Annotated in this window: 16 protein-coding genes; 9 read left to right on the plus strand and 7 right to left on the minus strand. The window is 67.5% G+C overall.

Annotation, left to right across the window (positions count from 1 at the left end; translation table 11 throughout):
- Position 1: 1 nt before the first annotated feature.
- Both KXR53_RS26175 and KXR53_RS26180 read right to left on the minus strand, forming a co-directional pair.
- A complete protein-coding gene (locus KXR53_RS26175; protein WP_437378242.1) occupies positions 2-289 on the minus strand; it encodes a hypothetical protein in 288 nt (95 codons plus the stop codon).
- 389 nt (positions 290-678) lie between these two features.
- Entirely contained in the window at positions 679-1,140 is a 462-nt protein-coding gene (locus KXR53_RS26180) for a VOC family protein (protein WP_437378243.1), read from the minus strand.
- 206 nt (positions 1,141-1,346) lie between these two features.
- Between KXR53_RS26180 and KXR53_RS26185 the strand changes: the two genes are divergently transcribed.
- The 7 genes from KXR53_RS26185 (at position 1,347) to KXR53_RS26215 (ending at position 10,175) form a co-directional block, all read left to right on the plus strand.
- A complete protein-coding gene (locus KXR53_RS26185; RefSeq protein WP_437378244.1) occupies positions 1,347-2,285 on the plus strand; it encodes a nucleoside hydrolase in 939 nt (312 codons plus the stop codon).
- Positions 2,286-2,626: 341 nt separating this feature from the next.
- The gene (locus KXR53_RS26190; RefSeq protein ID WP_437378245.1) at positions 2,627-3,655 is read left to right on the plus strand and encodes an amino acid ABC transporter substrate-binding protein; all 1,029 of its coding nucleotides are present in this window, start codon (positions 2,627-2,629) and stop codon (positions 3,653-3,655) included.
- Positions 3,656-3,746: 91 nt separating this feature from the next.
- Positions 3,747-4,937, plus strand: coding sequence for an amino acid ABC transporter permease (locus tag KXR53_RS26195; protein ID WP_437378246.1), 1,191 nt, complete (start codon positions 3,747-3,749; stop codon positions 4,935-4,937).
- Between the two features lie 2 nt (positions 4,938-4,939).
- The gene (locus KXR53_RS26200; protein WP_437378247.1) at positions 4,940-6,118 is read left to right on the plus strand and encodes an amino acid ABC transporter permease; all 1,179 of its coding nucleotides are present in this window, start codon (positions 4,940-4,942) and stop codon (positions 6,116-6,118) included.
- Between the two features lie 13 nt (positions 6,119-6,131).
- The gene (locus tag KXR53_RS26205) at positions 6,132-6,899 is read left to right on the plus strand and encodes an amino acid ABC transporter ATP-binding protein (RefSeq protein WP_437378248.1); all 768 of its coding nucleotides are present in this window, start codon (positions 6,132-6,134) and stop codon (positions 6,897-6,899) included.
- A gap of 503 nt (positions 6,900-7,402) precedes the next feature.
- Entirely contained in the window at positions 7,403-8,581 is a 1,179-nt protein-coding gene (locus KXR53_RS26210; protein WP_437378249.1) for a porin, read from the plus strand.
- A gap of 427 nt (positions 8,582-9,008) precedes the next feature.
- Entirely contained in the window at positions 9,009-10,175 is a 1,167-nt protein-coding gene (locus KXR53_RS26215) for a porin (RefSeq protein ID WP_437378250.1), read from the plus strand.
- A 37-nt stretch (positions 10,176-10,212) separates the two neighbouring features.
- Here KXR53_RS26215 and KXR53_RS26220 read toward each other — a convergent pair whose 3' ends face one another.
- Genes KXR53_RS26220 through KXR53_RS26240 form a run of 5 tightly spaced genes read right to left on the minus strand, consistent with a single transcriptional unit; the run spans position 10,213 to position 14,076 of the window.
- Entirely contained in the window at positions 10,213-10,794 is a 582-nt protein-coding gene (locus tag KXR53_RS26220) for a GNAT family N-acetyltransferase (RefSeq protein WP_437378251.1), read from the minus strand.
- Positions 10,791-11,654, minus strand: coding sequence for a 3-mercaptopyruvate sulfurtransferase (sseA, locus tag KXR53_RS26225; protein ID WP_437378252.1), 864 nt, complete (start codon positions 11,652-11,654; stop codon positions 10,791-10,793). The genes KXR53_RS26220 and sseA overlap by 4 nt, the downstream gene beginning before the upstream one ends.
- Complete coding sequence (locus KXR53_RS26230) at positions 11,651-12,376, minus strand: alanyl-tRNA editing protein (protein WP_437378253.1); 726 nt, start codon at positions 12,374-12,376, stop codon at positions 11,651-11,653. Before KXR53_RS26230 ends, sseA begins: the two co-directional genes overlap by 4 nt.
- Entirely contained in the window at positions 12,373-13,401 is a 1,029-nt protein-coding gene (locus KXR53_RS26235; protein ID WP_437378254.1) for a cysteine synthase A, read from the minus strand. Before KXR53_RS26235 ends, KXR53_RS26230 begins: the two co-directional genes overlap by 4 nt.
- Before the next feature lie 39 nt (positions 13,402-13,440).
- Positions 13,441-14,076 carry an NUDIX domain-containing protein gene (locus KXR53_RS26240; protein WP_437378255.1) on the minus strand — a complete coding sequence of 212 codons (636 nt, stop codon included), beginning with the start codon at positions 14,074-14,076 and terminating at the stop codon, positions 13,441-13,443.
- 311 nt (positions 14,077-14,387) lie between these two features.
- Here KXR53_RS26240 and KXR53_RS26245 point away from each other — a divergent pair, with 311 nt between their 5' ends.
- Both KXR53_RS26245 and KXR53_RS26250 read left to right on the plus strand, forming a co-directional pair.
- A complete protein-coding gene (locus KXR53_RS26245; RefSeq protein ID WP_437378256.1) occupies positions 14,388-16,055 on the plus strand; it encodes an ABC transporter substrate-binding protein in 1,668 nt (555 codons plus the stop codon).
- Positions 16,056-16,179: 124 nt separating this feature from the next.
- Positions 16,180-17,112, plus strand: coding sequence for an ABC transporter permease (locus tag KXR53_RS26250; RefSeq protein ID WP_437378257.1), 933 nt, complete (start codon positions 16,180-16,182; stop codon positions 17,110-17,112).

A 17,112-nucleotide genomic window follows, 5' to 3' on the forward strand; every position in this document is an offset into this window, starting at 1 on the left:
CCTAGTCGATCCAGCCGCGCGCGTCGTTGGCCGCCACCAGCGCCTTGTCGAAGGCGCGGAGATCGAAGCGGCGGACTTCCTCTTCTTCGGCGGCCGTCAGCGGGTCGCCGCGCCGCATCTCCGCCTCCGCCTCCGCATCCCGGCCCTGCCGCAGCAATTCCGTCGCGTGCTTCCAGTTGAGCCGCTGCCGCGGGGAGGGGCCGGCGCCGGTCTGCGCCCAGTCGCGCAGGCCGATGCAGAGGGACGTAAAGAGGAGAAGGCCGGGATCGTCGTTCGAATCCGGGCTCATGGGAACTCCAAACGGTTCTGTTCCGGAATGAGATGGCCCGGAGCCGCGCATCGGCAACCGAAACCGCGAACACGGGCAGGCGGCGCCGGCCCGTTCACCGCCCGGACTAGACCAGGGCGGATGGGGTCGTCAACGATCGATGGCCGCACTTCTGCCGCCGGCATGGTCGATGACGGCGGATTGGCCCCCCGATATTTCGCCTGTGTGGGCCTTCTATGGTTCCGCTCCCGGTTTCAGTGTTCCTCCGCCGCCGATGGCGCGGCGCCCTCGGGCATCGCCCGAGAAAATCGGGCGGCCCTGCGCAGCTTCGTCGAGAATCTGCGGGGAAGCGGATCGTGAGGGGCGGGGAGGGCGCTGCGGCGCCTTCCCCTTTTCTCCCTGTCAGGGTGTCAGGCCGGCTGGGCCGGCGCGACCGTGATCATCCAGGACACGCCGAAGCGGTCCGCGACCATGCCGAAGCGCGAGGAGAAGAAGGTCGGGGCCATCGGCATCTGGACCTGGCCGCCCTCGCCGAGGGCCGCGAACACCCGCTCGGCCTCGGCATCGCTCTGCGTCTCATAGGCCAGGGAGATACCCTGGAAGCTCGGCTTGCCCTGGCACATGCCGTCGGAGGCCATCAGCCTCGCCCCGCCGACAGAGAATTCGGCATGCATCACCTTCTCGGCCATGTCGGCGGTGACGGGGCCGCATCCTTCCTGGTGAGCCTCCGGCTGCGGCGGGGCGTCCTTGAAGCGGAACAGCTGCTCCACCCTGGCACCGAGGGTGCGCTGGTAGAATTCGAGCGCCTCGTCGCAGCGCCCGTCGAAGAACAGATACGGCTTGATCGCCTGGGAACCGGGATTAGCCTGCATGACGCGTTCCTCCTTCTGGGTCTGATGAGCTCGGTCCGGCGTGACAGATGCCGGCACTGATCCAAGGACGGAGAGCGGGGGCGCAGCCCGACAACGCGGCTGAATTTATCGTAAGGATAATCCGCCGATCCGACGGGGGCCAGGGGCACAGCCGGCGGGGCTGTGGTCGGTGAATTCTACAGAAGGCACAGGAAAGGACGCGACCGATGCCGAAGATCATTCTCGATTGCGACGTCGGCATCGACGACGCGCTGGCCATCCTCTGGCTGGTCGACCGGCCGGGGGTGGAGATCGCGGCCCTCGGCAGCGTGCACGGCAACGCCTATGCCGAGGGCGCCGCGGCCAACGCCCAGCACGTGCTCGACCTGGCCGGGCTGGGTGATGTGCCGGTCGCGGTCGGGGCCAGGGCGCCGCTGGCCCAGCCGGTCAGCATCAGCGGCCATGTCCATGGCGACGACGGCCTCGGCGGCCAGGGCCCGAAGGCGCCGCTGCGGCCCTTCGCGGCCGAGACCGCGGCCGAGCAACTGGTCCGCCTGGCGCGGGCAGAGCCCGGCGCCCACACCGTCCTGGCCACCGGCCCGCTGACCAACCTCGCGCTGGCCCTGCATCTCGAGCCCGACCTGCCGAGGCTGGTCGAGCGGGTGGTGGTGATGGGCGGGGCGGTGACGGTGCCGGGCAACATCACCGCCGCGGCCGAGGCCAACATCTTCCATGACCCTGAGGCGGCGGAGGCGGTGTTCGCCGCCGCCTGGCCGGTCGCGCTGGTCGGGCTCGACGTCACCATGACCGCCTGGCTGGGCGAGGCCGAGCTGGCGCGCATCGCCGCCGACCCCAGGCCGCGCGGGCGCTTCGCCTGGTCGATCCTGCAGCACTATGTCGGCTTCTATCACGGCTGGTACGGCATCCGGGGCTGCGCCCTGCACGATCCGACCGCGGCGATGCTGGCGGTCGATCCGGGCCTCGCCGACTATGCCGACTGGCCGGTCCGGGTCGAGCTGAGCGGCAGCCTGACCCGCGGCATGACCCTGGCCGACCGCCGTGCCCTGGCCGAGCCGGCAGCGGCCGGGCGGCCCTCTGTCCGGGTGGCGATGCGGATCGACCGCGACCGGGTGGTCGGGGGATTCCTCGACGGGCTGCTGCGCTGACGGCGGGAAGTCGACCCGCCATCTGTTCTTGCCGATTGTCCCGATACATGCGGTCGAGCATCGCCGGCGACTTCGCCGGCGGACGCGGCGAAGCGGGCGTGCCGAAAGAACGGTCAATCCGCTGCGCGTGGATTGGTCGGATGATTATTCGGAAAGCATGCGGCCCGGCTGACCCTTGATTGAAATTCCATGTCCCAGTGGTGTGGCCGCCACGGGAAATCAAAAAAGCCGTGCATTCGTCGAGGATGTTCCATTAAATGACCCTCCCTCCGGCGGCGCGTGCTGCCGGGACGATTTGCGGTTTCGCCTCGGCGAAGGCCGGGGCAAGAAGGGGAGGTTTCATGAAGGTTCGTACTCTGCTCGCGGCGGGGGCTGCGGTTGTCGCCGCGGCGGGCTTCTCCGCCTCGGCCCAGGCCGGGGCAACGCTCGACGCCATCAAGCAGCGCGGCTTCATCCAGTGCGGCGTCAACACCGGCCTGGCAGGATTCGCCCTGCCGGACAGCCAGGGCAAGTGGACCGGCCTCGACGTCGACACCTGCCGCGCCTTCGCCGCCGCGGTGTTCGGCGATGCCGAGAAGGTCAAGTACACGCCGCTGAACGCGCAGGTGCGCTTCACCGCGCTGCAGTCGGGCGAGGTCGACGTGCTGGCCCGCAACACGACCTATTCGCTGTCGCGCGACACCTCGCTCGGCCTGACCTTCACCGCCATCAACTTCTATGACGGCGCCGGCTTCATGGTGCCGAAGGCGCTCGGCGTCTCGAGCGCCAAGGAGCTGAACGGCGCCACCATCTGCGTCCAGCCCGGCACCACCACCGAGCTGAACCTGACCGACTGGTTCCGCGCCAACAAGCTGGAATACAAGCCGGTCGTGATCGAGAAGCTGGAGGATGTCGAGGCGGCGTTCTTCTCCGGCCGCTGCGACGCCTACACCACCGACGCCTCGGGCCTCGCCGGCACCCGCGCCGCCAAGGCCCCGAACCCGGACGACTACATCATCCTGCCGGAGCTGATCTCGAAGGAGCCGCTGGCCGTCGCCGTGCGCCAGGGCGACGACCAGTGGGCCGACATCACCCGCTGGGTGTTCAATGCCCTGGTGCAGGCCGAGGAAAGCGGCATCACCAGCCAAAACATCGACACCTTCGGGGATTCGCCGGATCCGACGGTCCAGCGCCTGCTCGGCAAGACCCCCGGGATGGGCGAGGCGCTCGGCCTGCCGGAGACCTGGGCCTACAACGCGATCAAGCAGGTCGGCAATTACGGTGAGATCTTCGAGCGCAATGTCGGCGAGAAGACCTCGCTGGGCCTCAAGCGCGGCCTGAACGCCCTGTGGACCCAGGGTGGCCTGCAATACGGGCTGCCCATCCGGTAACAGCATGTCCGGCGCCGCCGGCCTGGAAACGGGCCGGCGGTGTCGTTTCGGCCAAGGAAGAAGCAGGGCGGCTTGAGCGAGGTTTGACGCAATGACCGTGAGCGTTTCCGCGACAGCGGGAGCCGTGCGCCGTGGGTCCGCATTCAACGACCCCAGACTCCGTTCCATCGTGTACCAGGTGGTCTTGCTGGCGATCATCGTCGCGATCGGCTGGTTCCTGGTCTCCAACCTGATCCACAATCGGGAGGTCCGCGGCATCGCGACGGGCTACGGCTTCCTCGCCCGGGAGGCCGGCTTCGCCATCGCCGAGACCCCGATCTCCTACGCGCCCAGCGATCCCTATGCCCGGGCCTTCCTGGTCGGGCTGGTGAACACGCTCAAGGTCTCGATCCTCGGCATCATCCTCGCGACCCTGCTCGGGCTCGTGGTCGGCATCAGCCGGCTGTCGTCGAACTGGCTGCTCGCCAAGCTCGCCGCGGGCTATGTCGACATCGTCCGCAACATTCCGCTGACCGTGCAGCTCCTGCTCTGGGCGGGGCTGATCCGGGTCAGCGCGCCGCCGCCGCGGCAGGCGCTGAATCCGGTGCCGGGGGTCTTCGTCAGCAACCGCGGCATCCAGACGCCGGCGATCGAGGACAACCCCGTCTTCCTGTGGGTCGGTGTGGCCGCCCTCGCGGCGCTTGTGATCGGCTGGGGCATCGCGCGCTGGGCCCGCTGGCGGCAGGAGCGGACCGGGCAGCCGTTCCACAGCTTCTGGACAGGGCTCGGCCTGTTCATCGGCCTGCCGCTCGTGGTCTGGCTCGCCGGCGGCGCGCCGGCCGCCTTCGAGCTGCCGGAGCTGAAGGGCTTCAACTTCCAGGGCGGCTGGACGCTGACGCCGGAATTCGCGGCAATGCTGATCGGCCTGACCGTCTACACCGCCGGCTTCATCGCCGAGATCGTGCGCGGCGGCATCCTGTCGGTCTCGCACGGCCAGACCGAGGCCGCCCGCGCTCTCGGCCTGCATTCGGGCGTGACGCTGCGCCGGATCATCCTGCCGCAGGCCCTGCGGACCATCATCCCGCCGCTGACCAGCCAGTATCTGAACCTCACCAAGAACAGCTCGCTCGCGGTGGTGATCGGCTATCCGGACCTGGTCTCGATCGGCAACACCATCGGCAACCAGACCGGCCAGGCGGTCGAGGCGATCTCGATCTTCATGGCGGTTTATCTGTTCATCAGCCTGTCGATCTCGATCGGCATGAACATCTACAACCGCCGCATGGCGCTGAAGGAGCGGTGATCATGGCGACGACCCGTTCCCTCACCGAACCCTTCGTTTCGACCGGCGAGATCCCGGCCGAGCCGCCGCCCAACGCCACCGCCGGGCCGATCGTGTGGCTGCGGCAGAACCTGTTCAACAATTGGTACAATGCTGTCCTGACGCTGCTGATCCTCTATGCCGCGATCAGGCTGCTGCCGCCGCTGATCGAATGGGCCCTGATCAACCCGGTCTGGGGGCCGGCGACGCCGGATCAGCCGCCGGCCGAGGTGGTGGCCGCCTGCCGCGCCGTGGCGGGCGCCTGCTGGGGCTTCATCGAGGAGAAGTACCGGCTGATCTTCTTCGGCCTCTACCCCTATGAGGAGGAGTGGCGGCCGATCGTCGCCATGCTGATGCTGGTCGGCCTCGCCGTCGCCAGCACCATCCGCCGCTTCTGGGGCAAGCGCCTGATCGTCGCCTGGGTGGTGGTCATCGTCGCCGCGGTGTCGCTGATGTACGGCGCCGTCCCGCTCGGCTTCTTCGAGATCCCGATCCCGGGGCTGACCCTGGTCGAAACCGCCAGATGGGGCGGTCTGCCGCTGACGCTGGGGCTGTCGATGATCGGCCTGGCCCTGGCCTTCCCGTTCTCGATCCTGCTGGCGCTCGGCCGGCGTTCGCAGATGCCGGCGATCCGCACGATGTGCGTGACCTATATCGAGCTGGTGCGCGGCGTGCCGCTGATCACCGTGCTGTTCATGGCCTCGGTGATGTTCCCGCTGTTCCTGCCCGAAGGCTGGAACTTCAACTACCTGCTGCGCGCCCAGGTCGCGATCATCCTGTTCACCGCCGCCTATCTCGCCGAGGTGGTGCGCGGCGGCCTGCAGGCGATCCCCAAAGGCCAGTTCGAGGCGGCGGACAGCCTCGGCCTCGGCTACTGGCAGAAGCAGCGGCTGATCATCCTGCCGCAGGCGCTGCGGATCTCGATCCCGGCGCTGGTCAACACCTTCATCGGCTCCTTCATGGACACGACGCTGATCATCATGGTCGGCCTGTTCGACGTGCTCGGTGCCGCCCGCCTCGGCCTGACCGATTCGATCTGGGGGCCGTTCTATAAGGAAGCCTATCTGTTCGTATCGCTGCTGTTCTTCGTGTTCTGCTTCTCCATGTCGAAATACTCGCAGTACTTGGAGAAGTTCTTGAACATCGGCACGCGCCGCCGCTGACAGGGAGATAAGTATGACTGCGACTCAAGCGACCGCAGCCGAGCCGGAAATCCTCATCCAGATGTCCGGGGTCAATAAATGGTACGGCGAGTTCCATGTCCTGCGGGACATCAACTTCGCCGTCGAGAAGGGCGAGAAGGTTGTGATCTGCGGCCCCTCGGGCTCCGGCAAATCGACCCTGATCCGCTGCCTGAACCGGCTGGAGGAGCACCAGAAGGGCACCATCATCGTCGACGGCATCGAGCTGACCAACGACGTCAAGAACATCGACGCCATCCGCCGCGAGGTCGGCATGGTGTTCCAGCAGTTCAACCTGTTCCCGCATCTGACGGTGCTGGAGAACCTGACCCTCGCCCCGATCTGGGTTCGCAAGATCCCGAAGAAGGAGGCCGAGGAGACGGCGATGTACTTCCTCAAGCGGGTCAAGATCCCAGAGCAGGCGCACAAGTATCCGGGGCAGCTCTCCGGCGGCCAGCAGCAGCGCGTGGCGATCGCCCGCTCGCTGTGCATGAAGCCGAAGATCCTCCTGTTCGACGAGCCGACCTCGGCCCTCGACCCCGAGATGATCAAGGAGGTGCTCGACGTGATGATCGAGCTGGCGCGCGAGGGCATCACCATGATCTGCGTCACCCATGAGATGGGCTTCGCCCGCACCGTGGCGAACCGGGTGATCTTCATGGACCGCGGCCAGATCGTGGAGCAGAACGAGCCGGAGGAGTTCTTCAAGAACCCGAAGTCGGACCGCACCAAGCTCTTCCTCAGTCAGATCCTGGCGCACTGACCCCGGCGCGCCGCCGATCGGCGGCGCCCGTTTCGATCCGAGGCCGGCGAGGCGATGCCCGCCGGCCTTTTTCATGCCGGGACGCCGCCCCAGACATTCCAAATCCGGCGGCATGCCCGCTGCGCGTCGGGCGTCCCTCCCGAGTTGCCGTGGCCGTAAGAAAGTGTGGCTTCTCCGCAACAGCTCGTTGTGATTTCATCTTACATACATTCTAGGATGTATAATCCAATTGCCGCGTCTGCGGGGGCGAGACTATGGTCCCGGAAGTCTCAGGGCACCGTCCGGCCGACCAAATCACGATCGATCGGACTGTGCCTTCGACGACACAGATCGGCGCCGTTTCGGGGGGACTCGCTTTCGACACGGCCGCCATCGCCCGACCGGCAGCGTCGGGTTCTTGCCTGCAAGCCCTGGCGGACAGCCAGGACAGGACAAGCAAGCAGGCGGGCCGAGAGGCGTCTTGAGCGAATCGCTCCGCACCGATGCGGGGCATAGGAGGGAAGATGAAGAAGGTATTGCTGGGTGGTACGGCGCTCGCCGCCGCTGCTCTGATCGGTGCGATGCCGGCGTCGGCGCAGGACCAGGGGACGAATGTGACGTCCGGTCTTCAGATGAAGATCACGGGCTTCGTCGGCTTCCAGGCCGCGCTGAATCTGGGGGATAGCCAGAACTCGGAGTTCGACCGGGACTACGACTTCCAGTCCAACGCCCGGATTCAGTTCGACCTCAAGAACGTTACCGACTCCGGCCTCGAGTACGGCGCTCGTATCCGCTTGAACTCGGTCAATCGCCGCGACGACGTCGATGTCACCCGCACCTATGTCTATGTGAAGGGCGGCTTCGGCGAGGTGATGTTCGGTAACGGGCCGACGGCGGGTGACGACTTCGGCTACGTCTATGCCCACGACGCGCTCGCCAGCGAGATGGGCGCCGGCGGTATGGGTTACGGCGACCTGCTGGACAGCTACGGCATCATGGGTGGCGGCCAGTTCTACTCGATCGGCCCCACCTACCTCGCTGGCCTGAACAACGCCGACACCCGTATCAAGTATACCTCGCCGAGCTTTGGCGGCTTCAGCTTCGGCATCGACTTCACGCCGGTGGTCGGTGGCGCGGAGCACGCCGGCAACGGCGGCCGCAACGACCTGTTCAACGACGACGACACCTATTACGAGAACGTCGTCACCGGCGGTATCGCCTACGAGAACACGTTCGACGCCCTGTCGCTCGGCCTCTTTGCGTCGGCCAGCTACGGCAACGGCGTCAGGACGTCCGAATCCGGGGCCAACCCGAACGGCAACGACCTCGAGGTCTACACCCTCGGCGGCACGATCGGGTCCGGCGGCATCGTCGCCAGCGTGAACTGGACCCACAACGAGAGCGTCGCCGTCGCCGACAAGCCGGTCGACACCATCCTCGCCGACCTCAGCTACCAGTGGGGTCCGTTCCTGGCGTCGGCCTCCTACGCCTACACCTGGTCGGACAAGGGCAATGGCCTGGACTCGAGCGAGACCAGCGGCCGCGATCTCGAGGACAACCACATCGCCGGCGTGAACTTCACCTACACGGTGGCGCCGGGCCTGAACACCTACGCCGAGGTGGTGTACGAGAAGCAGAACTTCCGCCAGGGGGCGGATTTCGAGACTGGCAACCTCCTGACCGGCGTGCTCCTGGCCTTCTGAGGCCGGGAGGACGCTACCCCGGGAGGTCTCCGGGAAGACCGGGCGTGACAGACCACTCCTAACGGTCTCTGTCTCGTCCCCTCGAAGGCTGAAAAGTCACGTCCGGTCGATGGAGGATGCGCGGCTCTGCAGGCCGCGCATCCTTTTTTCTGAGCTACCTTCAGAGCGTGCTCTGCTCAATTTACATACGTTCGGGAACGTATATAGACGTTGCCATGTCCCAGCGGCGAGATTACCGTCCGGTCATCTCGCGGATGGCTCAGTCCCGGCATCTCTCCGACACGGGTGGCGCAGCCGAACCCATCCCGGGAGCCGCACTCTCTCTATCTCTTGATGCAGGCTCTCGCGGCCCCGGCGACAGCTGATTCCGGCAGCGGGCACAGTCCGGAACAAGAGGCGGCCGAGATCAACGGCAGGAGGAGGGGAAGTGAAGAAGGTCCTTCTGGGTGGTGCGGCACTCGCCGCCATGGGATTGGCCGGCTCGGCGTCGGCAGCCGACACGAACGTGACCTCCGGTCTTCAGCTGAAGATCAGCGGCTTCGTCGGGTGGCAGTCCACTCTGGTGCTCACCGACAGCCAGCACAGCGACTTCGATCGCGACTATGATTTCCAGACCAATGCGCGGCTGATCTTCGACGTCAAGAACGTCACCGATTCGGGTCTCGAATATGGCGGCCGCATCCGCTTCGATTCGGTCAACCGCCGCGACGACGTCGACATCACCCGCGTCTACGCTTATGTGCAGGGCGGCTTCGGCACCCTCACCCTCGGCGATGCGCCGACCGTCGCCGACGACATCGGCTACGTCTATGTCCATGACGAGCTGGCCGGCAAGATGGGTGCCGGCGGCATGAATTTCGGCGAGCTGCTCGACGGCGACTTTCCCTTGGGCGGCGGCGAGTTCTACTCGATCAACGCGACCTATCTCGCCGGCCTGACCAATCAGGACACCCGGATCAAATACACCTCGCCGACCTTCAGCGGCTTCAGCTTCGCCGTCGACTTCACGCCGGTGGTCGGCGGGGCGGATCATGCCGGCAATGGCGGCCGAAGCGACCTGTTCGACGACGACGAGACCTATTACGAGAACGTCGTCACCGGCGGCGTCAACTACGAGAACACGTTCGGCGACTGGTCGGTCCGCGCGGCGGCCACGGCGGCCTACGGCGCCGGTGTCCAGACGTCGGCGGACGGGGCCAACCCGGGCGGCCATGATCTCGAGGTCTACACGCTGGGCGGCCAGGTCGGCTATCAGGGCATCTGGGCCAGCGTGAACTGGACCCATAACGAGCAGCTCGCGGCTTCGGACAAGCCGGTCGACACCATCATCGGCGACATCAGCTATCAGACGGGGCCGTTCCTTGCATCGCTGTCCTACGCCTACACCTGGGCCGACAAGAACAACGGCCTGGAGTCCGAATTCACCAGCGGCGAGGACCTGAAGGACGACCACATCGTCGGTGCCAACGTGACCTACACGCTCGCACCCGGCCTGAACACCTATGCCCAGGTCATCTACGAGAAGCAGAACTTCCGCCAGGGCGGGGATTTCGAGAACGCCAACCTGATCACCGGCATGATCCTCGGTTTCTGAGGCATCGGCGGCCGCGCATCCCCGGCGCAGAAGCCTCTCAGGTCGCGAGGGGGATGTGCGGCGCGGCGGTCCGCGGCAGCAGGCCGGTCAGGCGCGGGTCTGGCCGGCGCACCACGCGCTGGGCATAGGGCACGAAGCCGGCGCGCTGGTAATGGGCCAGGGCCTTCGGATGGTCGAGGTTGCAGGTGTCGACCGTCATCCGCCGGATCGGCCGCATCCAGGCGATGTCGATCAGCGACCACAGCAGGAACGGCCCCAGCCGGCGGCCGATGAATTCCGGGATCAGCCCGAAATAGGCGAGGTCGGTGACGTCGTCGCTGGCCTGGAACAACTCGCCGAATCCGGCGGGCGTGCCGTTGACGTAGAGCACGTAGACGCCGGTGCGCTCGTCGTTCAGCCGGGTGGCGAGCCGGCTGTCGTCCCATTCCCGCCGGTCGGTCCACAGCCAGTTGGCGCCCACCGTGTCGTAGAGATAGCGGTAGAAGGAGACGGTCGGCGGCTCGGCCCGCAGCAGCACATGGCGGCCCAATGGCGGCGGCGGGGCCGGCCGCGTGGGCTTGGCCGTCATCTCCAGCTGAGTGACGGTGATCGTCAGCTCGGCGACGGGCTTGCCGCTCATCTCCGCCTCCCGGCCGCCGGGCCGGTCTCGACCGGCGTGTCGCCCGGCAGCCCCCATTCGGCCCAGGAGCCGTCATAGACCGCGGCATCCTCCCGCCCGATCCGGTGCAGGCCGAGGGCCAGGACGCAAGCGGTGATGCCGCTGCCGCAGCTCGCCGTCACCGGGCCGCTATCCGGCAGGCCGGCGGCGGCGAAGCGCGCGGCGATCGCCTCGGGCGGCAGCAGGGTCTTGGTCGCCGGGTCGAGGAGGTCGCCGAAGGGCAGGTTCAGGGCGCCGGGGATGTGGCCGCCGCGCAGGCCGGGCCGCGGCTCCGGCGCCGTGCCCTCGAAGCGCTCGCGCGCCCGGGCGTCGATCAGCGTCCCGGCCCAGCCGGCCAGGATCTCGGCCTTGCTGCGGATCAGCGCCGGCCGCAGATGCGGGGTGAAGCGCGCCGGGGCGGGTGTCGGCACGCCGTTCGCCAGCGGCCGCCCCTCGGCCTTCCAGGTCGGCAGCCCGCCATCCAGCACGGCCACGCCGTCATGGCCGAAGGCGCGCAGCATCCACCAGGCGCGGGCGGCGCTCATCAGCCCGTGCGCGTCGTAGCAGACGACGAAGCTGTCATTGCCGATGCCGAGCGCGGCCATTTTCTCGGCGAACAGCCCGGGCGGCGGCAGCATGTGCGGCAGGCCGCCCGGCGTCTTGCTTTCCGGCGCGGCGATGTCGTCGATGTCGAAGAACACCGCGCCCGGGATATGCGCCGCGGCGAACTCCGTCGCGGCGTCGCGATTGGTACCCGGCAGGTGCCAGGTGGCATCGACGATACGAACGTCCCGATCGTCGAGATGGTCGGCCAGCCAGGATGTCGAGACGATGGTGTTCATGCTTCGCCCGCGAAGGTGATGACGACCCGGCGGTTCTGCTTGCCCTTGTTCTCGATCTTGGCGACCGCCAGCTTGCCGATCTCCGCCGTGCTGCGGACATGGGTGCCGCCGCAGGGCTGCAGGTCGACCGGGGCGGCGGCGTCGCCGATCCGCACCAGCCGCACCCGGCCGAAGCCGGTCGGCGGCTTGACCGACATGGTGCGCACCAGCTCCGGCCGCGCCGCCATCTCCTCGTCGGTGATCCAGTCGGTCTCGATCGGCAGCGCCGCCTCGACCAGATCGTTCAGCCGGGCGGTGATCGCCTCGGCGTCCAGCGCGTCGCCCGGCACGTTGAAGTCGAGCCGGCTGCGCTCCGCCCCGATCTGGCCGCCGGTGACGGCACCGGGCACCGCGACGCACAGCAGGTGCAGCGCGGTGTGCATCCGCATGTGCCGGTAGCGCCGCTCCCAGTCCAGCGCCAGCTCGACCGGCGTGCCGGGGGCGGGCAGGGCGACGCCGTCCGCGATGACGTGGCGGATCTCGTCCGGCACCTCGCCCTTGCGGGTGTCGGCGACCGCGACCTCGCCGCCGGCCCAGCGGATCACGCCGGTGTCGCCCGGCTGGCCGCCGGCGGTGGCGTAAAACACGGTCCGGTCCAGGGCGATGCCGTCCGGCGCCGCGGCGACCACGGTGGCGGTCGCGCTGCGGGCATAGGCGTCGTCGCGGAACAGAAGCTCTGTCATGCGCCGGTCTCCAGCCAGTCGGGTTCCGGCAATCCCTTCTCGCGCAGGAATTGCGGGTTGTAGAGCTTGGACTGATAGCGGCTGCCGTGGTCCGCCAGGATGGTGACGATGGTGTGGCCCGGCCCCATCCGCCGCGCCATCTTCACCGCGCCGGCCAGGTTGATGCCGGTGGAGCCGCCCATCAGCAGCCCCTCCTCCTTGGCCAGGCGGAACAGGATCTCCAGCGCCTCCTGGTCGGTCGCCTGCTGCGCCCAGTCGAGCGGCATGCCCTCGAGGTTCTTCGTCACCCGGCCCTGGCCGATGCCTTCGGTGATCGAGCTGCCCTCGGCCTTCAGCTCGCCATGCTCGTACCAGTTGTAGAGGGCAGCCCCCAGCGGGTCGGTCAGCGCGATCTGCACCTTCGGGTTGCGCTCCTTCAGCGCCATGGCGACGCCGGCGAGCGTGCCGCCGGTGCCGACGGCGCAGGTGAAGCCGTCGACCTTGCCGCCGGTCTGGTCCCAGATCTCCGGCCCGGTGGTGCGGTAATGGCCGTCGCGGTTGGCGACATTGTCGAACTGATTGGCCCAGATGGCGCCGTTCGGTTCGCTCTGCGCCAGCTCCGCCGCCAGGCGCTCGGAGACGTGCACGTAGTTGCCGGGATCCTTGTAGGGCACGGCGTCGACCTCGACCAGCTTGGCGCCGGCCAGCCGGATCGCATCCTTCTTCTCCTGGCTCTGGGTCCGTGGCAGGACGATGACGCTGCGATAGCCGAGCGCGCAGCCGACCAGGGCCAGGCCGATGCCGGTGTTGCCGGCCGTGCCCTCCACGATGGTGCCGCCGGGCCGAAGCGTGCCACGCGCCTCGGCGTCGCGGATGATCGCCAGCGCCGCCCGGTCCTTGACCGAGCCGCCGGGGTTGAGGAACTCGGCCTTGCCCAGGATCTCGCAGCCGGTCTCCTCCGACAGCCGGCGCAGCCGGATCAGCGGCGTGTTGCCGATCGCACCGACGAGGCCGTCGGCGATCTGGGGGGAAGGCGTGTTGCTCATGCTCGGTCCCATTCTCGGATCGCGGCGTTTCCCGCGACCTTAGAGGGCACCACCGGCGGCTTCAAGCGACGCCCAGCGGCGCCGCAGCGACTCCCGGTTCAACGCGAACCACTGCAGCGCGATCAGGGTGATCGCGTTCTGGATCCGGCCCTCCGCCAGGAACGCCAGGGCTTCCTCGGCCGGCATCGGCAGGATGCGGATGTCCTCCTGCTCCGTCGCCAACCCGTGCAGGCTGCGCTCGGCCGGGGCCTGGACGCGGCCGCAGAACAGGCTGACCCATTCGTTGAAGCCGCCGGGGCTGGTGGCGAACTCGCCGACCGGCAGCAGCTCGGCCACCTCCAGTCCGGTCTCCTCCCGGGTCTCGCGGGCGGCGGAATGCTCCGGTGATTCGCCGGCATCGATCAGCCCGGCCGGGATCTCGAGCATCCACGCCGGCCGGTCGGCGATCCAGGCGCCGAGGCGGAACTGCTCCACCAGCACCACCCGGTCGGCGACCGGGTCGTAGGGCAAGAGGCCGACGGCCGGGCGGCGCAGCACCAGCTCGCGCGACAGCGGGTCGGTCCAGCCGCCGTCGAAGCGGCGGTGGCGCAGCTGCAGCCGGTCCAGCCGGAAGAAGCCGGCATACTCCGTCCGCCGTTCAATCAGCTCGACATCGGCGTCATTGTCGAAGGCCACTTGTTCACTCCTGCGCGGCGGGCGACGCGCGGACGATAGCGGCGCGGCTCCCCGAACGCCACGGCGCCGCACGCCGCAGACGGGCGACGGACGGGGATTAGGGTTTGACGCCGCGGCGGAACGGCCCCGATACTTCCGGCCGGGTCCGGCGGCGCGATGTCGCGGACGGGCGCTTGTTTGTCGCCACGGGAAACAAGGCTGTGGCCGGCCGGCCGTCTAATAGTCTCGGTTGCGGGCCGAGGCTTCGAAAAAAGCGCAAGAAAGCCGCCGCCCGGGCAGGGTGGTTCCAGCGTCTCGACAGGGAGAGCCTGATGGACATCAAGGATCTGGGGAAGGTTCACGTCGCGATTCCAAAACTGGCCGAGGATCTGCGCGACGGCCGGGTCGACCGGCGCGAATTCCTGCGCAGCTCGGTGCTGCTCGGCCTGGCGATCCCGACCGCATACTCCGTGGCCTCGATGGTGACCGGCGAGCCGATCATGCCGCAGGCCCTGGCCCAGGACACGCCGCGCAAGGGCGGCACGCTGCGGGTCGGCATGTTCGTGATGGATGCCAGCGACCCGGCCATCTACGACTGGTCGGAGAAGGGCAATTCGGCGCGGCAGCTGATCGAGCCGCTGGTGCGGATCGGCACCGACAACCTTGCCCATCCCCATCTCGCCGAGAAATGGACGGCGAATGACGACGTCACGGTCTGGACGCTGTCGCTCCGCAAGGGGGTGAAGTGGAGCAACGGCGACGACTTCAACGCCGACGACGTGATCAATACCTTCACCCGCTGGCTCGACAGCAAGACCGGCTCCTCCAACCAGGGCCGGTTCAGCGGCCTGACGGTGAAGGAAGGCGACACCATCAAGATGGCGCCGAACGCGCTGGAGCGGGTGGACGACCACACGGTGCGGTTCCATTTCCAGAACGCCATGCTCTCCTTCCCCGAGAGCCTGGGTGACTATCCGGCGCTGATCTTCCACCGCGACTTCGCCACAAAGTTCGAGTCGAACCTGATCAAGCACCCGATCGGCACAGGCCCGTTCACCCTCAAGGAATACGTGGTCGGCCAGCGCGCGGTGTACACCAAGAAGGCGGACTACTGGGGCGGTGAGCCCTATATCGACGAGCTGCAGTTCATCGACCTCGGCCCTGACCCGGCGGCGGAGCTGGCGGCCCTGTCCTCCGGCCAGGTCGACCTGCTGTACAAGCTCGACCCCAACCTCTTGCCCGGCTACCAGGCCAATCCGCAGCTCAAGGTCTATGACAAGGACACGGCCATCGTCGGCGTCGCCCGCATGCGGGTGACCGAGAAGCCGTTCGACGACAAGCGGGTGCGCCAGGCGGTCCAGGCCTGCGTCGACCACGACCGTCTGCTGCAGCTCGCCTATCAGGGGCTGGGCGTCCCGGGCCAGGATTTCCACGTCGCGCCGATCCATCCGGAATACACCGATCTCGGCCCGATGAAGCAGGACTACGAGAAGGCCAAGAAGCTGCTGGCCGAGGCCGGCCACCCGAACGGCCTCGACATCGAGATCAACTGCGTCGACGACCCGAAATGGGAAGGCCAGATCGGCGTGGTGCTGTCCGAGATGATGAAGCCGGCCGGCATCAATCTGAAGGTCAACATCCTGCCCGGCGGCACCTACTGGGACCGCTGGACCTCCTGGCCGTTCAGCGTGACGCAGTGGACCACGCGGCCGCTCGGCGTCCAGGTGCTCGACGTCGCCTACCGCAAGGGCGCGGCCTGGAACGAGACCGGCTACGACAACCCGGAGTTCGAGAAGCTCCTGAACCAGGCGCAGGCCACGATCGATGTGCCGAAGCGCAAGGAGATCGTGAAGCAGATCGAGCAGATGCTGCAGGACGACGCCATCACCATCATCCCGTTCTGGTTGAAGATCTACACTGCCAGCACGGACAAGGTGCAGGGCTTCGCCTACCACTTCGCCCGCGAGATGTATTTCGACAAGGTGTGGCTGTCGGCGTGACGGCTTTCGCCCGAGACAAGCGCATGACCCGAAGCGTCGCGGCTTCGATGTTGCCTCTCCCGCCATGCGGGAGAGGCCATGCGCCCGCCCTGCGCCCCGCCCAGGCAGGGGAGGCGGTCCGGCGATGCTGATCTTCCTCGCCAAACGCGTCCTCTTCATGCTCCTGACCATGCTGGCGGTGTCGCTGCTGGTCTTCCTCCTGCTGGAGGTGAACGGTTCGGCCGTGGCGGTGAAGGTCCTCGGCCCCTACAGCTCGGAGGAGCAGCGGCAGCTGTGGCTCGAGGCGCACGGCTATTTCGCGCCCTGGTACGAGCGCTACCTGGCCTGGCTCGGCCGGATGGCGAGCGGCGAGTTCGGCGACTCGCTGCGCTTCAAGACCCCGGTCGCCGACGTGCTCTGGCCCCGGCTGCAGAACACCGCGATCCTCGCCGCCTTCGTCTTCCTGATCATGGTCCCGGTCTCGGTCGTGCTCGGCGTCCTGGCCGGCATGCGCGAGGGCTCGGCCACCGACCGCTCGATTTCGATCCTGTCGATCGTCACCACCTCGGTGCCGGAATTCGCCTCGGCGACCTTCCTGTCCTTCCTCTTCGTCCTCGCCCTGAAATGGCTGCCGGGGACGAGTGGCATGAACCAGGGCTTCGATATCCTGCAGCTGGTCATGCCGGTCGCGGTGCTGGTGCTGTACGATTTCGGCTACGTCACCCGGATGATGCGCGCCTCGATGGCCGAGGTGATGCAGAGCCCCTATATCCGCACGGCGGTGCTGAAGGGCATCCCCTATCGGCGGGTGATCCTGCGCCACGCCTTGCGCAACGCGCTGATCGCGCCCTTCACCGTGATCGTGCTGCAGATCAACTGGCTCCTGTCCGGCGTGATCGTGGTCGAGGCCTTCTTCGGCTACAAGGGCTTCGGCGCCCTGCTGCTCGAAGCCTCGCTGAACCAGGACATCTACCTGATCCAGGCCTGCGCCATGGTCTCGGTCTTCGTCGCGGTCGCGACCCAGACCATCGCCGATATCGGCTACACCTATCTCAACCCACGCATCCGCTTCACCTGA

This window comes from Inquilinus limosus (assembly GCF_051487185.1).
GTDB classification, from domain to species: Bacteria; Pseudomonadota; Alphaproteobacteria; order DSM-16000; family Inquilinaceae; genus Inquilinus; species Inquilinus limosus_F.

Coding starts and splice junctions, on each gene's coding strand:
- KXR53_RS26175 (WP_437378242.1), bottom strand. CDS start 289: ATGAGCCCGGATTCGAACGACGATCCCGGCCTTCTCCTCTTTACGTCC.
- KXR53_RS26180 (WP_437378243.1), bottom strand. CDS start 1,140: ATGCAGGCTAATCCCGGTTCCCAGGCGATCAAGCCGTATCTGTTCTTC.
- KXR53_RS26185 (WP_437378244.1), top strand. CDS start 1,347: ATGCCGAAGATCATTCTCGATTGCGACGTCGGCATCGACGACGCGCTG.
- KXR53_RS26190 (WP_437378245.1), top strand. CDS start 2,627: ATGAAGGTTCGTACTCTGCTCGCGGCGGGGGCTGCGGTTGTCGCCGCG.
- KXR53_RS26195 (WP_437378246.1), top strand. CDS start 3,747: ATGACCGTGAGCGTTTCCGCGACAGCGGGAGCCGTGCGCCGTGGGTCC.
- KXR53_RS26200 (WP_437378247.1), top strand. CDS start 4,940: ATGGCGACGACCCGTTCCCTCACCGAACCCTTCGTTTCGACCGGCGAG.
- KXR53_RS26205 (WP_437378248.1), top strand. CDS start 6,132: ATGACTGCGACTCAAGCGACCGCAGCCGAGCCGGAAATCCTCATCCAG.
- KXR53_RS26210 (WP_437378249.1), top strand. CDS start 7,403: ATGAAGAAGGTATTGCTGGGTGGTACGGCGCTCGCCGCCGCTGCTCTG.
- KXR53_RS26220 (WP_437378251.1), bottom strand. CDS start 10,794: ATGAGCGGCAAGCCCGTCGCCGAGCTGACGATCACCGTCACTCAGCTG.
- sseA (WP_437378252.1), bottom strand. CDS start 11,654: ATGAACACCATCGTCTCGACATCCTGGCTGGCCGACCATCTCGACGAT.
- KXR53_RS26230 (WP_437378253.1), bottom strand. CDS start 12,376: ATGACAGAGCTTCTGTTCCGCGACGACGCCTATGCCCGCAGCGCGACC.
- KXR53_RS26235 (WP_437378254.1), bottom strand. CDS start 13,401: ATGAGCAACACGCCTTCCCCCCAGATCGCCGACGGCCTCGTCGGTGCG.
- KXR53_RS26245 (WP_437378256.1), top strand. CDS start 14,388: ATGGACATCAAGGATCTGGGGAAGGTTCACGTCGCGATTCCAAAACTG.
- KXR53_RS26250 (WP_437378257.1), top strand. CDS start 16,180: ATGCTGATCTTCCTCGCCAAACGCGTCCTCTTCATGCTCCTGACCATG.